Source organism: Alteromonas sp. ABH4_453 (genome assembly GCF_056160665.1).
This window is the reverse complement of record NZ_JBSWXP010000007.1, coordinates 102,561-120,806: the sequence shown is the minus strand read 5'-3', so window position 1 is coordinate 120,806 and position 18,246 is coordinate 102,561. Positions and strand designations below refer to the sequence as shown.

General features: G+C 46.9%; 16 protein-coding genes and 1 riboswitch. Of the genes, 11 read left to right on the top strand and 5 right to left on the bottom strand.

What is annotated here, in order from left to right:
- Positions 1–27 precede the first annotated feature (27 nt).
- From ACXAGV_RS14960 to ACXAGV_RS14915, 10 genes are all read left to right on the top strand, one after another.
- Positions 28–759, top strand: a complete 732-nt coding sequence (locus ACXAGV_RS14960; RefSeq protein WP_474873929.1) for a uroporphyrinogen-III synthase — start codon at positions 28–30, stop codon at positions 757–759.
- Complete coding sequence (locus ACXAGV_RS14955; RefSeq protein WP_474873928.1) at positions 760–1,932, top strand: uroporphyrinogen-III C-methyltransferase; 1,173 nt, start codon at positions 760–762, stop codon at positions 1,930–1,932. It abuts the gene before it with no gap.
- Complete coding sequence (locus ACXAGV_RS14950; RefSeq protein WP_474873927.1) at positions 1,929–3,104, top strand: heme biosynthesis HemY N-terminal domain-containing protein; 1,176 nt, start codon at positions 1,929–1,931, stop codon at positions 3,102–3,104. The genes ACXAGV_RS14955 and ACXAGV_RS14950 overlap by 4 nt, the downstream gene beginning before the upstream one ends.
- A gap of 111 nt (positions 3,105–3,215) precedes the next feature.
- Positions 3,216–3,327: riboswitch (TPP riboswitch) on the top strand.
- 274 nt (positions 3,328–3,601) lie between these two features.
- Positions 3,602–5,512, top strand: coding sequence for a phosphomethylpyrimidine synthase ThiC (gene thiC / locus ACXAGV_RS14945; RefSeq protein WP_474873926.1), 1,911 nt, complete (start codon positions 3,602–3,604; stop codon positions 5,510–5,512).
- Positions 5,509–7,131: a thiamine phosphate synthase gene (gene thiE / locus ACXAGV_RS14940; protein ID WP_474873925.1), complete on the top strand. Its 1,623-nt coding sequence runs from the start codon at positions 5,509–5,511 to the stop codon at positions 7,129–7,131. The genes thiC and thiE overlap by 4 nt, the downstream gene beginning before the upstream one ends.
- The gene (locus ACXAGV_RS14935) at positions 7,124–7,879 is read left to right on the top strand and encodes a HesA/MoeB/ThiF family protein (protein ID WP_474873924.1); all 756 of its coding nucleotides are present in this window, start codon (positions 7,124–7,126) and stop codon (positions 7,877–7,879) included. Before thiE ends, ACXAGV_RS14935 begins: the two co-directional genes overlap by 8 nt.
- Positions 7,866–8,075, top strand: coding sequence for a sulfur carrier protein ThiS (gene thiS / locus ACXAGV_RS14930; protein ID WP_474802998.1), 210 nt, complete (start codon positions 7,866–7,868; stop codon positions 8,073–8,075). The genes ACXAGV_RS14935 and thiS overlap by 14 nt, the downstream gene beginning before the upstream one ends.
- 1 nt (position 8,076) lies before the next feature.
- Positions 8,077–8,847 carry a thiazole synthase gene (locus ACXAGV_RS14925; RefSeq protein WP_474873923.1) on the top strand — a complete coding sequence of 257 codons (771 nt, stop codon included), beginning with the start codon at positions 8,077–8,079 and terminating at the stop codon, positions 8,845–8,847.
- Positions 8,844–9,977 carry a 2-iminoacetate synthase ThiH gene (thiH, locus tag ACXAGV_RS14920; protein ID WP_474873922.1) on the top strand — a complete coding sequence of 378 codons (1,134 nt, stop codon included), beginning with the start codon at positions 8,844–8,846 and terminating at the stop codon, positions 9,975–9,977. The genes ACXAGV_RS14925 and thiH overlap by 4 nt, the downstream gene beginning before the upstream one ends.
- A 229-nt stretch (positions 9,978–10,206) precedes the next feature.
- Positions 10,207–11,433 (top strand): threonine/serine exporter family protein, encoded by a 1,227-nt coding sequence (locus ACXAGV_RS14915; RefSeq protein ID WP_474873921.1) that lies wholly within the window; start codon positions 10,207–10,209, stop codon positions 11,431–11,433.
- Between the two features lie 98 nt (positions 11,434–11,531).
- Here the strand turns inward: ACXAGV_RS14915 and ACXAGV_RS14910 are convergent, their stop codons facing one another.
- The 4 genes from ACXAGV_RS14910 to ACXAGV_RS14895 form a co-directional block, all read right to left on the bottom strand.
- Positions 11,532–12,626 carry a DUF697 domain-containing protein gene (locus tag ACXAGV_RS14910; protein WP_474873920.1) on the bottom strand — a complete coding sequence of 365 codons (1,095 nt, stop codon included), beginning with the start codon at positions 12,624–12,626 and terminating at the stop codon, positions 11,532–11,534.
- 2 nt (positions 12,627–12,628) lie between these two features.
- Positions 12,629–14,014: a YcjX family protein gene (locus ACXAGV_RS14905; protein WP_474873919.1), complete on the bottom strand. Its 1,386-nt coding sequence runs from the start codon at positions 14,012–14,014 to the stop codon at positions 12,629–12,631.
- A 201-nt stretch (positions 14,015–14,215) separates the two neighbouring features.
- Positions 14,216–14,977 (bottom strand): MBL fold metallo-hydrolase, encoded by a 762-nt coding sequence (locus tag ACXAGV_RS14900; RefSeq protein ID WP_474873918.1) that lies wholly within the window; start codon positions 14,975–14,977, stop codon positions 14,216–14,218.
- Positions 14,978–15,144: 167 nt separating this feature from the next.
- Positions 15,145–16,080 (bottom strand): LysR family transcriptional regulator, encoded by a 936-nt coding sequence (locus ACXAGV_RS14895; RefSeq protein ID WP_474873917.1) that lies wholly within the window; start codon positions 16,078–16,080, stop codon positions 15,145–15,147.
- A gap of 222 nt (positions 16,081–16,302) precedes the next feature.
- On the opposite strand from ACXAGV_RS14895, the gene ACXAGV_RS14890 reads away from it, so the two are divergent.
- Positions 16,303–17,523, top strand: a complete 1,221-nt coding sequence (locus tag ACXAGV_RS14890) for an acyl-CoA dehydrogenase family protein (protein ID WP_474873916.1) — start codon at positions 16,303–16,305, stop codon at positions 17,521–17,523.
- A gap of 65 nt (positions 17,524–17,588) precedes the next feature.
- Here the strand turns inward: ACXAGV_RS14890 and ACXAGV_RS14885 are convergent, their stop codons facing one another.
- Positions 17,589–18,116, bottom strand: coding sequence for a hypothetical protein (locus ACXAGV_RS14885; protein WP_474873915.1), 528 nt, complete (start codon positions 18,114–18,116; stop codon positions 17,589–17,591).
- Positions 18,117–18,246 lie beyond the last annotated feature (130 nt).

The following is an 18,246-nucleotide window of genomic DNA, read 5'->3' as shown; positions in this document are numbered from 1 at the left end:
AACTTAAAAGGATGAGAGTTAGATAAAATGCTTCTTTTCACGCGTCCACTGCCAAAACTGAAAGCGAGTGCTTCGGCTTTCGAGCAAGCAGGCATCAATGCGGTAGGGGTAGCCACTTCTGACATTATTAAAATCTCTTCTGAACAAAAAGCCGCTGCAGAGTATTTAGCCTTAAATACAGTAAACGCAATTATTGTTACCAGCGTATACGCTGTGAATAGTGTTATTTCGGGGCTGCGTGACACAGCCACCCCACTCCCTTTGATTATTGCCGTTGGTGATGCCACTGCGCGCAAACTGCAGGCTGGCCTTGAAACGTTTTCTTCGGCGAATGTTGTTACTCCAAAGGTCCATACATCCGAAGGTATACTGGCAATGCATCAGCTTAATGAGGCAAACTGTCAGCATGTCGTTATTATTAAAGGTGAAGGTGGGCGAGAAGCCATAGCAAAAGGATTAGACGAAAAAGGTATTTTAGTAAATAGCTTTTGCGTTTATAAAAGAGAGCAACTTGCACGCCCAGTTTACACAAAACGGTGGAAAATGGGCGAAGTTAGCGGCATTATCGCTACAAGCGAAGCAATGGCACTGCAACTGATAGAACAATTTGGTCATGCGCTATTAACTTTTAAATGGTTAACAGTGAGTGATCGCATCGCCCTGACCCTTAACAGCAAAGGCATTAAGGAAGTAGCGGTTTGTCAGCGAGCCACCGATCAGGCACTCATTGCTTGGGTAAAGGATAACTGGGAGTATTGAATGGCCAACAATAATGAAAATAGCCCACAAAAAGAGGAACTCGTAAAAGTGGAAGCTGAAAAAGAAGTAATTGAGTCTTCTGCCACGCAGAGCGAATCGACTGAATCTAGCGCTAAGCAAAAGAAATCGTCAGGCAATGGTCTGTTGTGGTTCGTCGTTATCATCTTATTGTTGGCCGTGTTAGGTATGGCTGGCGCAGGTTACTGGTATTATATGCAGCAGCAATCGGCCAGCGCAGATTCCGCCAACGCACAGCAAAGCAATACCGCGAAATTAAACAGTATTGAGCGCGAGCGTAGTGACATTTTAGCGTCTTTAGAAGCCGTGTCGCGAACGAATGAAGCACTGCAAGGCACGGTAACTGAGCTTAAAGCACAAAATGAAAAGCTTAGCCTACAGGCCGAGTCTACCCTTCAACAGCTAAACAATATGGAAGGTCGCCGCCCAGCCGACTGGCTAATTGCAGAAGCTGACTATTTAGTTCGTATGGCGGGCAGAAAGCTTTGGCTGGAAAACGATGTTCGCACAGCAATTTTGCTATTGGTTAATGCAGATAAGCGTTTAAAATCATTGGCTGACCCGTCGGTACTACCCGTTCGCGCTAGCCTAGCTGAAGACATTCAAACGCTACAGCAGCTAAACCCTGTGTCGCAAAGCTCAGTGGCGCTCGCCCTGACTGGCATGATCGCGCAAATCGATAAACTGCCATTGGATACCTTCGAACAACCTGAAGATGCTAACGCAGAAGACACCACCTTGTCTGAGTCGGCTGACGATTGGCAGGACAACTTAGCAAAAGTATGGCGCTCATTGGTTAACGATTTTCTTACCGTTAAATCCATTGAAGGTCCTGTTGAGCCGGTACTTTCACTAGAAGCACAGTTCTTAGCGAAAGAGCAGCTTCGCCTGCAGCTTATGCACGCACAAACGGCCGCGCTTCAGGGCGATGCAGGGCTTTACAGCCAATCGCTTCAGTACGCACAAACGCTGCTTATTGAAAAATACGATACTGAAAAAAGCCAAGTAACTGGCTTTGTCGACGCATTACAAAACCTGATTGCCACAGATATATCGCGCCCTATTCCAACAGAGCTAGCGTCACAAAAACCGCTAGAGCGTTTACTGGACAACCGCGTTAAGCAAGTGTTCGGACAAGGAGCAAGCGCACTATGAAATGGTTAGCTATTGCCCTTGCGGTATTAGCCGCATTCGTTGTTGCACTCATTGTTGGACCAATGCTACTTGGCGATAAAGGTTACGTGCTTATTTCTCTTGGCAGTACAGCCATTGAAATGACCGTGATCAGTTTTTGTATATTGGTGACTGGTGCCGTTATCGCTTGGTATGTACTATCGAGACTTGTTGTGTGGGCGTTAAGCCTGATAACGGGCTCCCACAAGTGGTTTGGTACTTTAGGTGAGCGCAAGCGTAAACGCGCTTTTTACGATGGTTTACACGCTATGGCCGCTGGTGATTTTGATTCGGCGCAAAAAGCGTTAGGCAAAACCACCAACGGTGATTTCGAAGGTGTTAATTACTTGGCCTCAGCGCAAATTGCACTTGCCAACGGCGATTTAGCCAAAGCCCGCTATTTCCTTGTTCAGGCAACCGACTTTCCAAATGCCAAAATAGCCGCAACAGTAATGCATGCTCGCATTGATGTTGCTGAAGAAAAGTTTGATGCAGCACTAGAAAAACTTAACGAACTTGACGAGCAAGAGCGCGAAAACAAGCAAGTTGTGCAGTTAAAAGCACAAATTCTTGCCAAGCTAGGTAAATGGCAAGTGCTTCAAGAGAATTTATCAGGCTGGCGTAAAGCTTTGCCTAAAGCTGATTACACCACGTGGAGCCAGCGTATTGCTAAAGGTAAGTTTGCAGAAATTGCCAGTAAGCAAGGTGCCGTTGAGCTTAAATCGTATTGGGACACTTTGCCTCGCAAATTACGTCACGACGACGCTTATCGCGCCGCTTATATTCAGCAATTGCTTGACCAAGGCATGCATGCCGACGCACAAAATTTACTAGTTGAATGGCAAAAACGTGGGCCGAACAGCGCTCTGTTTCCACTGTTCACGCAGCTTAATATTCCTGATGCATCGCCATCACTACGTTTGCTTGAAAGCTGGATAAAGCAAGACGAAGAAAACGTGTCGCTATATTCCACGCTAGGCCAAGTGGCGTTCAACTCGGGCGATGATGTGTTGGCGGAAAAAGCGCTGCTTAAAGCCACAAAAATGCAGTCGCGCAAAGAAGACTTATTGCTGCTATCTGCCATTAGTGAACGCAAGCATGACACAGCTACCGCCCTTCAGCTTTACAAGGAAGGACAGCAACTAGCTAGCTAAATGAATATTCGTTTAGCTTTCTGGTAGTACTTGTATTTCAACTAAAGTTGAAGATATAGTAAAAAGGAATTCTCAATTCGGGTTGTTTCAACAACAACCCGAATTGACTCAAACAACTTGTCGGAGTGCTTCACTGGTAACCCAGTAAGCTGAGACCGCGAAAGTGGGATCCGTAGAACCTGATCAGGCTAATACCTGCGAAGGGAACAAGAAAATACAATGTGCACAATGTTAAGCCGTAGTTTTACATTGTGAAGCGAAGTTGTTTTGCTGTTGATGTACAGGCAAACCCATTACGGTGTTGCTAGTTACTCAAGGTAAACTGCTCAAGTTTATCATCTAGTGAATATCAACGGTGTAAAGTGCTGAAATCACCAGTACCTTCACCAACAATCTCGCTAAAGTAACGGGCTTATCCCCTTCAAACACTTACACACTGTATTCTCCTTCACTCCTGACAAGCATTTTTAGAACCTAAATTTACAAGGTAAAATGCTATGTCGAACAGACGCGAACAACGCCAACAAGCTCAGCAATTCATATATGAACTAGCGGGCGAAGCTTACCCCAATTCCACACGCCACTACGAGTGTGGCAGCCGCAACGATATCCGTGTGGCCATGCGCCTTATCCACCAGCACGACAGCCTAGTCGGTGGCACCGAAGAAAACCCTATCTTAGAGCCGAACCCACCTATTCCGGTGTATGACACCTCGGGTCCCTACGGCGACCCACAAGAGAACATAGATGTTCACAAAGGCTTAAGCCCACTTCGTCAAAAGTGGATTGAAGAGCGCAGCGATACGTTCGAACTACAAGGCGTATCATCAAGCTTTGCAAAAGAACGTGAAAACGACATTTTTACTGAAGATTTTCGCTTTATTCGCAGCCGCAAACCACTAAAAGCGAAAGCGGGTAAAAACGTAACGCAACTGCACTACGCCAGAAAGGGCATTGTTACCCCTGAAATGGAATACATTGCCATTCGCGAAAACATGGGCCGCCAAGCCATTAAAGATGCCGAACTAACGCAGCAACACAAAGGTGAGCACTTCGGCGCGAGTTTGCCCGATACCATCACGCCTGAATTTGTACGCCAAGAAGTAGCCGCAGGCCGCGCCATCATTCCGTGTAACATCAATCACCCCGAATTAGAGCCAATGATTATCGGCCGCAACTTCTTGGTGAAAATTAACGCCAACATTGGCAATTCGGCAGTCACCTCATCTATTGAAGAAGAGGTAGAAAAGCTGGTGTGGTCAACGCGCTGGGGCGCCGATACCATCATGGACTTATCTACCGGCAGAAATATTCACGAAACCCGCGAGTGGCTGCTGCGTAATAGCCCGGTACCTCTTGGCACTGTACCTATTTACCAAGCACTAGAAAAAGTAAATGGTGTGGCTGAAGACTTAACCTGGGAAATGTTTAAAGACACGCTGATTGAGCAGGCCGAGCAAGGGGTAGACTACTTCACCATTCACGCCGGCGTGCTGCTTGAATACGTTCACCTTACCGCAAAGCGAGTTACAGGTATTGTATCTCGCGGCGGCTCCATCATGGCGAAGTGGTGTTTAAGTCACCACCAGCAAAGTTTTTTGTACGAGCACTTCCACGATATTTGCGAAATTTGCGCGAAATACGATGTCGCGCTATCGCTAGGTGACGGTTTGCGCCCAGGTAGCGTGGCTGACGCTAACGATGATGCGCAGTTCTCTGAATTACGTACCCTTGGTGAACTAACCAAAATTGCGTGGGAATACGATGTTCAAGTAATGATTGAAGGCCCGGGCCACGTACCCATGCACATGATTAAAAAGAACATGGAAGAGCAATTAAAGCACTGCCATGAAGCGCCTTTCTATACCCTTGGCCCCTTAACTACCGATATCGCACCGGGCTACGACCACTTCACATCCGGCATTGGTGCCGCCATGATTGGTTGGTACGGCTGCGCAATGCTGTGCTACGTAACACCGAAAGAGCATTTGGGTTTACCTAACAAAGAAGACGTTAAACAGGGGCTTATCACGTACAAAATAGCGGCTCACGCTGCCGACTTAGCGAAGGGCCACCCCGGCGCGCAAATACGCGACAATGCTATGTCGAAAGCACGCTTCGAGTTTAGATGGGAAGATCAGTTTAACCTTGCATTAGACCCCCACACTGCGCGCGCTTATCACGATGAAACCTTGCCGCAGGCCTCTGGCAAAGTTGCGCACTTTTGCTCTATGTGCGGACCAAAATTCTGTAGCATGAAAATTTCTCAAGAGGTACGTGATGTCGCTAAACAAGCTGAAACCCAAGAGTTCGAGAAAGAAAAAGGCATGAAAGACATGGCTGATGCGTTTAATCAATCGGGCGCTGAGCTTTATCACACTGCAGATAGCAAGGTAGAGCTGCCATGACAAACAGCCACCTAACCACACCCATACTAGAGCCACCTAGCGCAAGGCTGCCGGTGGTATGGTGTATAGGCGGCGTTGATTCAAGCGGTGGCGCTGGTATAACTCGCGACGTCATCACGCTTGCCGATTTAAGTGCCCATGCCTGTGTGCTCACCACACAATTTACTGTGCAATCAAACCAGCATCTGCTTAGTACAGAAAGCATGAGTGCATCTGCGTTAAACCAGCAGTGGCAAGTGCTTTACGAAGATACGCCACCACACGCTATTAAAATTGGCGCTATCGCAAACGATGAGCAAGCACTTTTACTTTGCGCACGTATTCAGTCGTTAATAAAGCCTCGCCCGTTTGTGATATGGGACCCTGTGCAGGCTTCTTCATCTGGCGGTATGTTAAGCGACTTAAGCGAAAGCGTTGTTGACGAGTTGCTGAACACGGTTGATTTGGTTACCCCAAATATCGACGAGCTCGCTTGGCTGTCTAATTTGCCGGTAAACGACGATACCAGCTTAGCGTCAGCAATAAACCGGCTAATAGGAAAAGGGGCAAAGAGTGTTTACGTCAAAGGCGGCCACGCCGAATGGCAGACTCAGGCATATGACACCTTTGTTTGTGCCTCGCACACCCTTCACTTTAGTCAGCCGATAATCAATAACGGTAAACTTCGGGGCACTGGCTGCATGTTAGCAAGTGCAATTGCAGCATTTATCGTTCACGACTATTGCATAGAAGATGCGCTCACTCTAGCAAATGCCTATGTGTGTGAAGTAAGGCGAAAGACCCTTTACGAGCCTCATACTGATAGCGCTAAGGCGTATAGTCATGGGGCTAATTTGCCCACGTACTTCCCGCGAACTAACGGTTTTCCCGCCAACGCTATAAGTTTTCCAAAGGTAAACTTTCGTCAAGGTAGCGCTGTTTTTCACAATAAAGATTTGTGCCTAGAGAATTTGTCGAACAGCGACCTCCCCTCAGAAAGTGTGCTAGGTAATGTAGCCCGTTTCCCTACACTCACTCATACGAACCTAGGCATATACCCCGTAGTAGATAGCGTTCAGTGGATAGCGAGGCTTTGGCCAACGGGCGTAAAAACCATTCAGCTAAGGGTGAAGGAAGGGTCACAACAAGACATTCGCCAACAGATAAAAGAGGCCATTGAGTTAGTGGAACACACCAATTGTCAGTTATTTATTAACGACTACTGGGAGCTAGCCATAGAGCTAGGGGCTTATGGCGTACATCTAGGTCAAGGAGATCTCGACACTGCAGATTTAAACGCCATTCGCAATGCAGGACTAAGACTGGGCATTTCAACTCATGGATTCGCTGAGATTCAGCGGGTTCGCGCACTAAACCCTTCTTATATTGCCCTTGGTCATATCTTTCCAACCAATACCAAAGACATGCCGTCTAAACCCCAGGGTATAGAGCGATTGGCAAAATATGTGAAGCTATGTGAAGGCATACCCACCGTTGCCATTGGCGGTATTAACTTATCGCGTATAAGTGACGTGGCCGAAACCGGTGTTGACGGTATTGCCGTGGTCAGTGCCATTACACATTCGGAGCATCCGCTGGAAGCCTACCAAGCATTGGTTCAGGAGGCGGGGTTTGCTTGAGCACCAAGACATACAACGTTACAGCAGGCAGCTTTTACTCGACTGTATCGCTCACAACGGCCAGCTTAATTTAGCGAACGCACACGCTGTGGTTGTGGGGCTGGGCGGTCTAGGAAGCTTAACCGCCCGCTATTTAGCCGGTGCAGGTGTTGGCAATATTACTCTGGTAGATGGCGATACGGTTGATATCAGTAACTTGCAGCGCCAGGTTAGCTACAACGAAATGCACTTAGGCGAGCTTAAAGCCAAGTCACTTTATAACGAGCTTCGCAAAGTTAACTCTCATCTAAACATCCAATATAAAAGCCTCTTTGCTGATAGTAACAACTTACCAACTTTAATTTCGCCTGCGACTTGTGTACTGGATTGCACCGACAACATTACGGTAAGGCGCCAGATTAATACAGCGACTTACCGTGCATCTATTCCGCTTTTTATTGCGGCTGCTAGCGGACTAACTTGGCAAGCACTGAATTTGCCGCAAAACTCAAACTCGTGCGGTTGTTACGAGTGCCTAGTAAACATGGTTTCCGTGCGTGAAGACTGCCTGAGCAAAGGCGTACTTGGCCCTGTTGTTGGTATGGCTGCTTGTCATCAGGCAACACAAGCTTTGTTGTTTTTAGCAAAAGGTTTCCAAGCCGATATCAAGTGGGGCCACTACCTAACTGGGAATGCAGGCCATGGTTCGCTACAAAGCTTTGCATTACCCCCCTCTTCTACTTGCGAGGTGTGCAATGACGCAAATTAAAGTAAACGTAAACAATCAACCTATGAACGTGATCTCGCCCATCTCACTTAGCGAGTTAATCGCCCTTAAACAACTGAATGACGACGGTACCGCCATTGCTAGGAATGCTGCCATAGTAAGTAAAACAGAATGGCCGACCACTTATCTTAAAGATAACGACACCGTTGATATCTTCACCCTAGTTGCAGGAGGCTAATATGCTAACGCTTGCAAACCACACTTTTTCATCACGTCTTTTAACCGGTACAGGAAAGTTCAGCAACGCCGCCACTATGAAAGACGCGGTGGCCGCTGCACAAAGTAACATTGTTACCCTGGCAATGAAGCGCGTGGCGAGTAATAGCGCGCAAGACGATACGCTAACGGCGCTTCGGGAATTAGGGGTTACTTTACTGCCTAATACTTCGGGGGCGAAAAGTGCCCAAGAAGCCATATTTGCAGCAGAGCTTTCTTATGAAGCGCTAGGTAGCCCATGGATAAAACTGGAAATTCACCCTGACCAGCGCTACCTGCTGCCCGACCCCATAGAAACCTTGCTGGCCGCTGAAGTTCTAGTAAAGAAAGGGTTTCACGTTCTGCCCTACTGCGGCGCAGACCCCGTTTTGTGTAAACGTTTAGAAGAAGTAGGCTGCGCAGCTGTTATGCCGTTAGGCGCTCCTATAGGCAGTAATCAAGGCTTACAAACTAAGCCTTTTTTGCAAATTATTGTTGAACAAGCCTCTATTCCGGTCATTGTAGATGCAGGTATTGGCAAGCCTAGTGAAGCCATGGCAGCAATGGAAATGGGCGTAGATGGGGTATTGGTAAATACAGCTATTGCCACTGCCCAAAACCCTGTTGCCATGGCAGCTGCCTTTGCAAGTGCGGTAGATACAGGCCGAAAAGCGTTTGAAGCAGGACTAGGGGCAACCAGCAACTTTGCGCAGGCATCAAGCCCACTTACTGCCTTTTTGGAGCCAGCGGTATGAAGGTAGCACAAGCGCTAATGCAGCAAGACTTAGCTCATCTAGCTATGTCAATTAACAGTAAAACCGCGAGTAACGTAGAGCGAGCGTTAAACGCCAATACACTTACACTCGATGACTTTATGGCGCTGATCTCACCTGCCGGCTCACATTATCTGGAAGCCATGGCAAGTCGCGCGCAGGCGCTAACCCGTCATCGCTTTGGCAATACCATGCAGCTATTCGTGCCTTTGTACCTGTCGAACCTATGTGCCAACGAGTGTACCTATTGCGGCTTTACCATGAGCAACAAGATAAAGCGCAAAACTCTATCTATAAGTGAAGTGCTTACCGAGATTGAAGCTATTAAAGATATGGGCTTTTCTCAGGTGTTACTGGTAACGGGCGAACACGAAACCAAAGTGGGCATAGACTATTTTGAGCAAACCCTTAGCGCCATTCGCGACAAGGTAAGCTACCTTATGATGGAGGTGCAGCCGCTAAAAAGGGAGCAATACGAAACCCTGAAACACCAAGGTTTAGATGCTGTCTTAGTATATCAAGAAACCTATTCACCCCAGCACTACGCCAACTACCACACCCGGGGTAAAAAACAGGATTTTTTATGGCGCTTAGAAGCCAGCGATCGCATAGGGCAAGCCGGTATAGATAAAATAGGGATAGGTGCGCTACTTGGGTTAGGCGACTGGCGGGTTGATAGTGCTATGACCGCCCTTCACGGCAAATTAATACAGCAGCACTATTGGCAAAGCCGCGTGTCCATTGCCTTTCCTAGGCTTCGAAGTTGTGAGGGTAACAATACTGGCGGTAGCACGCTTACCAATAGCAAGCTACCTAACGAACGTGACTTGCTTCAGCTGATTTGCGCCCACCGATTGTTTAATCCACAAGCTGAACTATCGCTTTCTACCCGTGAATCGGCCGCATTTAGAGACGGCGTAATGCCGCTGGGGATAACATCAATGAGTGCAGCTTCCCAAACGCAGCCGGGCGGCTATAGCGAACCTTCACAGGCATTAAATCAGTTTGATATAGACGACAACCGTTCGGTGCCAGACGTGGTAAACGCAATTGCTAGAAAAGGCCTAGAACCTGTTTGGAAGGATTGGATGTCATTTGAAGTACGCGTTTAGGCTTACCATACTGGGTGCCTACTAATGGTCAATGCGTAATTAGAGCGCTGATTTACACCCCATCAAACATTAGTTTTTTTAAGGCAAAACAAATAAAAAATTTGTTTTGCTTTCATGTAAAACCCTCCGTAGAATCCGCCCAAATTTTAGCCAGACGCTATTTTTAAGCGTCTGGCTTTTTCGTCTTATTTATCCCATATTACATTTATCAGAAGTTAAGGAATTGGCGTTGGATACTTTTGAATTTATTCAAATTCGAAAATTTATTGTGAAGCTTGGAAAAATGCTTCACAAATACGGTACGCCTGCATTTCGGCTAGAGGCCTACCTTGGCGACGTGGCTGAGTATTTAGGCGTACATGCCTCTTTTATCTCTACTCCAACCTCGCTTACTTTCGTTATCTGGAGCGACCGTCACGAAGACGAATACAACCACTCGGCGCGATTGCAGCCAGGCGATTTAGATATGAATGCGCTGTCGCTAACCGATGAATTAGCCAGCGAGCTACTATCGGGAAACCTTTCGCTAGCAGAAGCCGATAAGCGCCTAAATGAAATAGATGCGATGGGCAGCCCCTACGGTAAACTATCTACCGGTACGGCATTTGCCATGGCCACCGGCGCATTCGCTATGCTAATGGGTGCAAGCTGGAGCGAAATAGGTTGGTCTGCTGCGCTGGGAATTGTGGCCTATTTGTGGACGTTATGGGCAGAGCGCTCGAAGCGCGTAAACCTAATGCTAGAGCCTGTTACCGCATTTGTAGGCGGCATTTTAACCTGTGCCATAAGCCAGTACGTTGACCCGGGCATTAATATTCCTTTGGTTGTGCTTTCTTCCGTCATTGTATTTGTGCCCGGGCTTGCGCTGACGATGGGCTTAGCCGAGCTTTCATCGCGAAATATGGTGTCGGGTACAGCCCGTACAATGGACGCCATAATGCAGCTATTTAAACTGTATTTCGGTGCATTCTTAGGTGTTTCGGTTGGTTTCAGTGTGTTTGGTGAAAACGTGTATACCCCAGCTGAATCCCTGCCTTACTGGGCTACCTGGCTTGCTGTGTTTTTACTTTGTATTGCGCTAGTTGCAATATTTAGAACCCGTATTAAGCACATACCTTGGGCACTGGCTGCTGCGTTTATTGCTTATAGCGCTACCGCGTGGAGTTCAGATTACATGAGCCCTGGGCTTGGTGCGTTTGTGGGTGCATTTGCCTTAGGTATTTTTGCCAATGCGTTTACGCGCATAGCTAATCAGCCAGCAACTATTGTGGCTATGCACGGGCTTATCGTGTTGGTGCCGGGGTCTAAAACCTATATTGGTTTGAACTCGTTTATGACCGGCCAAGACTTTGTAAAGGCCGATCATTTAGGGCAAGAGGTGTTTCTGATCTTTATGTCGCTAGTGGCTGGGCTTATCTTTGCTAACGTGGTTATGCCCACCAAAAAGGCGCTATAACGTTAATGCAGTAACCTGAGGGTTTCGCGTTAGAGCGCGACTGGTACCATTAGGCTGCGCACAATTGCAAGCGCAGCCTAACAACTGGGCGAGACGTGCTATTTAAGCAGCTTGATCAACGCCCGCCCTAAACGGGCGTTAAGCGCTCCAGCGGCTATGGCTTCAGCCGAGTTTTCCATAAACTTGGCTGACAAACTGCCGCCAATCTGGTTGGCTACTTCGTCGGTGGCTAGGTCGAATACGCCCTGCGCAGCAATATTTTGTGCCAGTACTTTTAGTAGCTTCCAGTTACCCGCTGTGCTTGGTCGTAACCCGTACACTCGAGCCATACGGCGAATGGTGCGAAAGCTAATCCATATTACTGCAAAGGTTTGAATAAGGTTGTTGGGGCTAATAAACGCCAGGCTTCCTGCCGTTACCGACTCTTTGTTCAACACCTTGTGTGCTTTTTCCTGCACCGGTTTCAATACCGTATCTTCGTACAGGCCTAGTCGTTCTGGCCCTGTCATATCGTCTTGGAATTGCTGTTTGTAACGGTCGAAACAATGGGCCGCGTAAGAACCGCGAGAAAAGCGTTTGCCGTGCTGACTTAACACGCGGTCTATTTGTTGCGGCGATGTTTCATTTCCTTTGTTTGCCAGCAATTCCCGGATAACACCAGCATCTTCCATCGCTGTATTTACTTGCTTATAGCCGCGCCATTCTTTAAAACTTAAAAAGCTGAAGCAACTAACAAACCCCACTAGCAGCGCACCCAAAACACCTGTACCTATGGGGTGCTCAGAAAGGTTCGCAGCAAGGGTGGTATAGGCTTCAAAAACAAAAAAGCCAATTAGCGACACAACACCAAACCCTAGGGTTGCGGCACCTAACGAAATACCATCTTTTTTCGCACCTACTTCCCACACGTCTTCACTGACTTGCTGCGGAAGCTTGGTTTCAGGCTGCGCAATATCTAAGGTTTGCGTTTTAACCTTGGCTTTATACTGTGGTCTATTTACCCCACTAGTTTGTTGGTCTTCCTGAGACGCTTTTTGAGATTGCGTATCTGCATTACCTTGCTGGTCGCTATTCGCGCCATCAAGCGCGTCGCTTCTTATATTAGATGAGCTGCTCATATTGGACGAACTGATGGCATTGGGCGCGCTAGACGGCTCTGGGGTTTCATCAAATGTATAAGGTTTATCGCTCATTCTTATTCTCCTTTGCCCAGTAAAAACTGAAGCAATCTGTCCACGCCCTTACCCGCTAAAATACGTGCTTTGAAATCGCTGGGCACACTCACATCTGGTACCGGGAAATGACTGCCCTCTTCCATATCTTTTAGTGTGCTAGGAATGGGTTCAAACGTAGATTCAACGTAACGGCCATCAATGTCTTTATAGCGAATAGCGTCTTCATTGCTGCCGTCGTCAGTGACTTGCATGCTAGACACTAAAAAGTGCTCGAACTGGATAGGTTTTCCATCGAACCGGGCTCTGGCCCCTTCGGTAATCTGGGTAAGCAAATTAAGTAAATTACCGCGCTGATTTACCGGCACCAAGTCAGACTTAGTGGCGACAAACGCCACCTTGCCTATTTGTTCTTTTTTCAGCACATTGCGCGAAAACCAATTACTTTGCCCATACACAAAGGTATCGGCCAAATGGCTTAAGGTTTCCTTTAACTGATACAAATGCTGCCTGCTATGGTTTAGCCCTTCAAACAAGTCCACTAGAATAATTTGCTTATCCGTCTCTTTAAAAATGGACTGCTTCAACGGCGTTAGCCAAGCACTTTGAAACTTCGAAAAATGCTTATCAAATATTTTAAACCACGGGTGCGACACGTCGCTGGTAATGCTAGACGGTAGCGGCGTAAAGCCAAAAGCCTGCCAATCAAAGTCGCTCGACTCCAATAAGAAACTGCCCGGCTGCAGCAAAGATATACCGTTCGCTTTAGCTTCAACTAAATAATCACGGTAGGCGTTAACAAGCAGCTGAATGCGCTGTTCTGTAGGTTCTTGTTCAAAGTCGAACTGATTAACAAAGGCTTTCCACTGACTGGCAAAATATTGTTGCGGCCCGCTGCTAAGCTGCGCCCACGCAGAGTCTGACCAATGGGCATAGGTTTTACTTAACATAGGAATGTCAGTCACCCATTCCCCTGGGTAATCGATAAACTCAAACACCACTTCGCTATGAGGCAAAACATGGCGCTTCGGCGAAGCCGTTTCTTTTAAACGTACCACTAACTTAAAGCCAAACGCTTCTTCGGTAGCTTTTGGCCACTGGCCGTTTTCAAGATCAGCAATATTCTGCAAATGTGGAAAGGGTTTATAGCCCTCGATAGGCGCTATGTGCATATCAAGCACGTGGGAAGGCGGTAAATATCGCAACAAAGGCAAACACGCATAGCCCTCTTCACTACGGCTTTTCAGCATGGTGATAAGGCTGGTGAATAGCATGGACTTACCACTTCGACTTAGCCCAGTAATGGTGAATCGGTGCGTTTCTTTATTAAACGCACTACTTAGCTTGTCGCCAGTTAGCGACGCTAATTCCCGAGTTTTGTCAAAAAGCGTAGCGATATTTTTCTGCATTATTGTTTTATATTCTGCCTTTGCAGCTCCTATACCTTTGAGCCTATCTCAACAAACATAACGTGCCGAGAGGGGCTGCACTTACTTTAATATAAAGTTCGCGATATAAGAGTAATGAGGTTTTGTACGTTTAAAAGCAAGGGCAGTGCCATTTAAACACGCCACTTAGCAGGCAAAGCCAGGTTACCCTTAGCCTGCAAGTTAATGCTCGCGAGTTTGATTGAAGAGCTTTTTCTTTATACGATTTTTGCTGGAGTGCCAGTGGTTCTTAGGTTTGCGAGGTGCATTCTCGATAACATGCTCAAAATCAATATCCGACTTTTTCGTTGGCGGTACATGTGCGCAAAAGAATGTATCAATTTGTGACTGCGCCAGCTTTTTTAAGCTTTCACGGTATTGATTCGGGTGACACAACGGATACGGTGGAACGAGTTCGCCCTTTACCTGCACTAGCACGTCAGCAATGTAGGCCTGCTGCGTAGGAATGTGCGCAAGGGTTAAATCATGATCGGTGTGACCCGGCGTGTACATTACTTGCCAGTCGGGAAAACCAGGCAACGTTTGGTTGTCTTTAAGCGTCATGTCTGGCGCTAAAATTGGGTTATACCAAATGGGCATTCTTGGTTTGCCAATACGATTTGCCACCCACCAAGTTAACAGCAAATCGATACCGTGAGCAGTACGCCCTGCAAAACCAGCGTACCAATTAACCGCTTTAGGATGAGACGCCACTTGCGCACCTGTGCGCTGACGCAACTTAATAGCGCCACCTGCGTGATCGGGGTGCATGTGGGTGACCACAATAAGCTTTAAGTCAGTTAACGGTCGGCCCAAGGTTTGCGTAATGTATTTGCATACATTGTCTACGTCGGCTCGGCTACAGCCATCAAGCAACAGCAAGCCGTTGCTGTCTTCAACAAGATAAATATGCTGTATGTAGCCTGATAATGTATGAATTTTCATTACTGCTTCCTGTTCACCAGTACGTGCGAGCTTACCAACAGTGACAACTGCTGCAACTGTGCATTCGTTCTCTAGGCGCTTTTCGATACACGGCTACATAGCGTATTAAACCCATTTTCTACTGGCAGCGGGTTAGAACTTATAATTACGCCAAATCCTATCAGAACCTATCTGGTAAGACCAGATTCAGCGAACAAGTGTAGCATTAAATCGCGGAGCCACATCAGCCCCGGCTCGCCTTCTTGCTGGCTATGCCAGTAAAGGTGCGTTTCCAGTGCAGGTATTTGATAAGGCAGCTTAGTGCTTATCAGGTTATCGTCGCTTACTGCATCGGCTACTGAACCCGGTAAGGTTAACAAAGCCTCAGTGTTAGCCACCACATCTGCTGCCGCGCGGTAATTTTGGCAACGCCATAAAGAGGGCCGACTTACGCCTAATTGTTGCAGTGCAATTTCTTCTACCGACGCGCCTTTAGCGCGGTTAGATACCGTAATATGACGTGCAGCCACGTACTTTTTCTTATCTAAATTCTGCGCCAAGGGGTTTTGCTTATTCATAAGCACCTTGTAGGTATCACGACGTAAGAGAGAATGGGAAATGGGTGCTGCAACGGCGCGGCCAATATCAATAACTAAGTGAAGGTTTCGGTTGCTTAAATCAGCCAGCATGCTGTCACGATGTAAGCGAGTGCTTACTATTTCGATATTAGGCGCCTGCTTTTCAAGGGTAGAGAGTAAAACTGGCAACACACCTAATTCTAACGATTCTTGCATGGCGATTACAAAACGCTGATGGCTGTGTAATGGGTTGAAGTCAGCAAACTCCCCTAGCGCTTTTCGAATATCGCTCAAGGCTTGCAATATAGCGGGAGCTAACCGTTCGCAGGCTGCGGTGGGCAGCATACTTTTTTTTTCTTTTACAAAAAGCGGGTCGCCTAAAATATCCCGAAACCTGCGCATGGAATGGCTAACTGCCGACGGCGTAATGTGCAGCGCTTCAGCCACCCGGGTCATGTTTCTATGCTGCCAAAGGGCTTCAAACACCTTCAGCAAATTCAAATCGAGTTTTTCAAATTGTCTGTCTTCAAGCATTGGCCAAACCATGAATAAAATTCACACCACTTAAGGATTATATTTCATTTCATTCACTGAGCAAGTTTCTCTAATATGAAGCTAACAAAGCACTTTCGCACACGTTCATCGATAGCTAAGGAACATGAATTTAGTGCGCTCTTTACAAGCAAATAACCATGTGATGCAAAGCCTAAATACGCTGCTGATAAGCATTACAAACTAAAGCGAACAATATAAAGATAAAGGTACCCTATGGATTTCTCACATAACGACAAAACCAAAGCCTTATTAGAAAAACTTGATAACTTCATTGCTGAACATATAGCGCCAATTGAAAATGAAGTTTACGACTTTCATCATAAAGAAAATAACCACGGCGATTGGAAAAACTGGAAGCTACATCCTGGCACCGAGGCACTAAAAGCCAAAGCACGTGAAGCAGGCTTGGCGAATTTATTTCTGCCAGATGCTGAACTAGGTCAGGGGCTAACCACACTTGAATATGCGCCAATGGCTGAACGCATGGGTAAATACTTGTTTGCCCCGGAAATCTTCAACTGTAATGCGCCTGATACCGGCAACATGGAAGTGCTGTATCACTTTGGTAGCGATGCACAAAAAGAAACGTGGCTAACACCCTTACTGGCTGGCGAGATCCGCTCGGTGTTTGGCATGACCGAACCTGATGTTGCATCGTCTGATGCTACCAACATGGCCGCCACCATCATTGAAGATGGTGACGACGTCGTTATTAACGGCAAGAAATGGTGGTCGACAGGCTTAGGCCACCCTAACGCGGCATTTACTATTTTCATGGGTTTATCAAACCCAGATAACGACAAGCACAGCCGCCATAGTATGGTGATAGTGCCGCTAGACACACCAGGAATTACAATAAAGCGTATGCTAGATGCCTACGGCGATTACGATGCGCCTTACGGCCATGGCGAAATGCACTTTGATAATGTTCGTGTAAGTAAAGACAACATTATAATGGGTTTAGGCAAAGGGTTTGCGATAGCACAAGGTCGCCTGGGCCCGGGTCGTATTCACCACTGCATGCGTGCTATCGGAATGGCCGAAAAAGCATTAGAGCTTGCGCTCAAACGCGGCCATGAACGGGTTGCCTTTGGTAAGCCTATCATCCGCTTAGGTGGTAACTTAGAGCGTGTGGCGGATGCTCGCATGGCAATCGAGCAAGCGCGTTTGCTTACCCTTCACGCGGCGTGGAAGATAGATAATTTAGGCGTTAAACACGCTATGACAGAGATCTCAGCCATCAAAGTGGTTGTGCCAAACATGCTACAAAGCGTAGTGGATATGGCACTGCAAATTCACGGCGGCGCAGGTATGTGTAGCGATTTCCCACTAGCACGCTTTGCGGCTGGCGCAAGAGCCCTTCGCTTAGCTGATGGCCCTGACGAAGTACACAAAGGTATGGTATCGCGCCTAGAGCTTAAAAAGTATCAGTAGCAAAAACTAACACAAAAAATGCGGCTTAATGCCGCATTTTTTATAGGTCAGAAGGACCTAAAAAACTAGTTGTCTTCTTTGCGCTGCTTAATGCGCTGATGTAGCGCGTCTAGCTTGCTGAAGCTGTCGAACAGTTCCGGGTGTGTTGCAACTAATGCTGCAACATGCTCAAAAGCTTCTTCTCGCGTGTCGTTAGTAAGAAAGCGAATATCGTCATCGCTAGGTAAGCGATTAAAGTCGATACCTGGGCCTGTAGAAGAAGCTTGAATCTTCATTGCGCGAAAGTCTTTCACATAGCGGGGCTCGCAACTCTTGCGAGCAATTTTGCTACCAATGGGCTTTTCATACTTGCAGATAACATCGAACTTTGCGACGTCATTGATACTGTTGTAAAGTTCTAGGAATTCGAAGCGCTGATTATCGAAAGCTTTCTTTAATTGCGGTGTGGTCTTTTGGCCAAATACTTCAATTTTTTCAACGCGTTCTTTATCGTTTTGCGCAGTTACTTGAAAGCTTGCTGCAAGCGCTAGCGAAAGCGCAGCTGTTTTTATGGCATGAAGCCCGTATTTACGTAGGTTTATCACAATTAACATCCTCGTTGTTTTACTTGTACATTTCTCAAGCTAGCACTTGGATAAATTTTAGTCAAAAAAATACCGCTTCTTATAACAAGAAGCGGTATTCAATTTTGTTTATAAACTAATTAGTTAGCGTTTTATCTGG

What these genes read in the sequence shown, in the direction of transcription:
- ACXAGV_RS14960 (WP_474873929.1), top strand. Translation starts at nt 28, where the DNA reads ATGCTTCTTTTCACGCGTCCACTGCCAAAACTGAAAGCGAGTGCTTCG.
- ACXAGV_RS14955 (WP_474873928.1), top strand. Translation starts at nt 760, where the DNA reads ATGGCCAACAATAATGAAAATAGCCCACAAAAAGAGGAACTCGTAAAA.
- ACXAGV_RS14950 (WP_474873927.1), top strand. Translation starts at nt 1,929, where the DNA reads ATGAAATGGTTAGCTATTGCCCTTGCGGTATTAGCCGCATTCGTTGTT.
- thiC (WP_474873926.1), top strand. Translation starts at nt 3,602, where the DNA reads ATGTCGAACAGACGCGAACAACGCCAACAAGCTCAGCAATTCATATAT.
- thiE (WP_474873925.1), top strand. Translation starts at nt 5,509, where the DNA reads ATGACAAACAGCCACCTAACCACACCCATACTAGAGCCACCTAGCGCA.
- thiS (WP_474802998.1), top strand. Translation starts at nt 7,866, where the DNA reads ATGACGCAAATTAAAGTAAACGTAAACAATCAACCTATGAACGTGATC.
- ACXAGV_RS14925 (WP_474873923.1), top strand. Translation starts at nt 8,077, where the DNA reads ATGCTAACGCTTGCAAACCACACTTTTTCATCACGTCTTTTAACCGGT.
- thiH (WP_474873922.1), top strand. Translation starts at nt 8,844, where the DNA reads ATGAAGGTAGCACAAGCGCTAATGCAGCAAGACTTAGCTCATCTAGCT.
- ACXAGV_RS14910 (WP_474873920.1), bottom strand. Translation starts at nt 12,626, where the DNA reads ATGAGCGATAAACCTTATACATTTGATGAAACCCCAGAGCCGTCTAGC.
- ACXAGV_RS14905 (WP_474873919.1), bottom strand. Translation starts at nt 14,014, where the DNA reads ATGCAGAAAAATATCGCTACGCTTTTTGACAAAACTCGGGAATTAGCG.
- ACXAGV_RS14900 (WP_474873918.1), bottom strand. Translation starts at nt 14,977, where the DNA reads ATGAAAATTCATACATTATCAGGCTACATACAGCATATTTATCTTGTT.
- ACXAGV_RS14895 (WP_474873917.1), bottom strand. Translation starts at nt 16,080, where the DNA reads ATGGTTTGGCCAATGCTTGAAGACAGACAATTTGAAAAACTCGATTTG.
- ACXAGV_RS14890 (WP_474873916.1), top strand. Translation starts at nt 16,303, where the DNA reads ATGGATTTCTCACATAACGACAAAACCAAAGCCTTATTAGAAAAACTT.
- ACXAGV_RS14885 (WP_474873915.1), bottom strand. Translation starts at nt 18,116, where the DNA reads ATGTTAATTGTGATAAACCTACGTAAATACGGGCTTCATGCCATAAAA.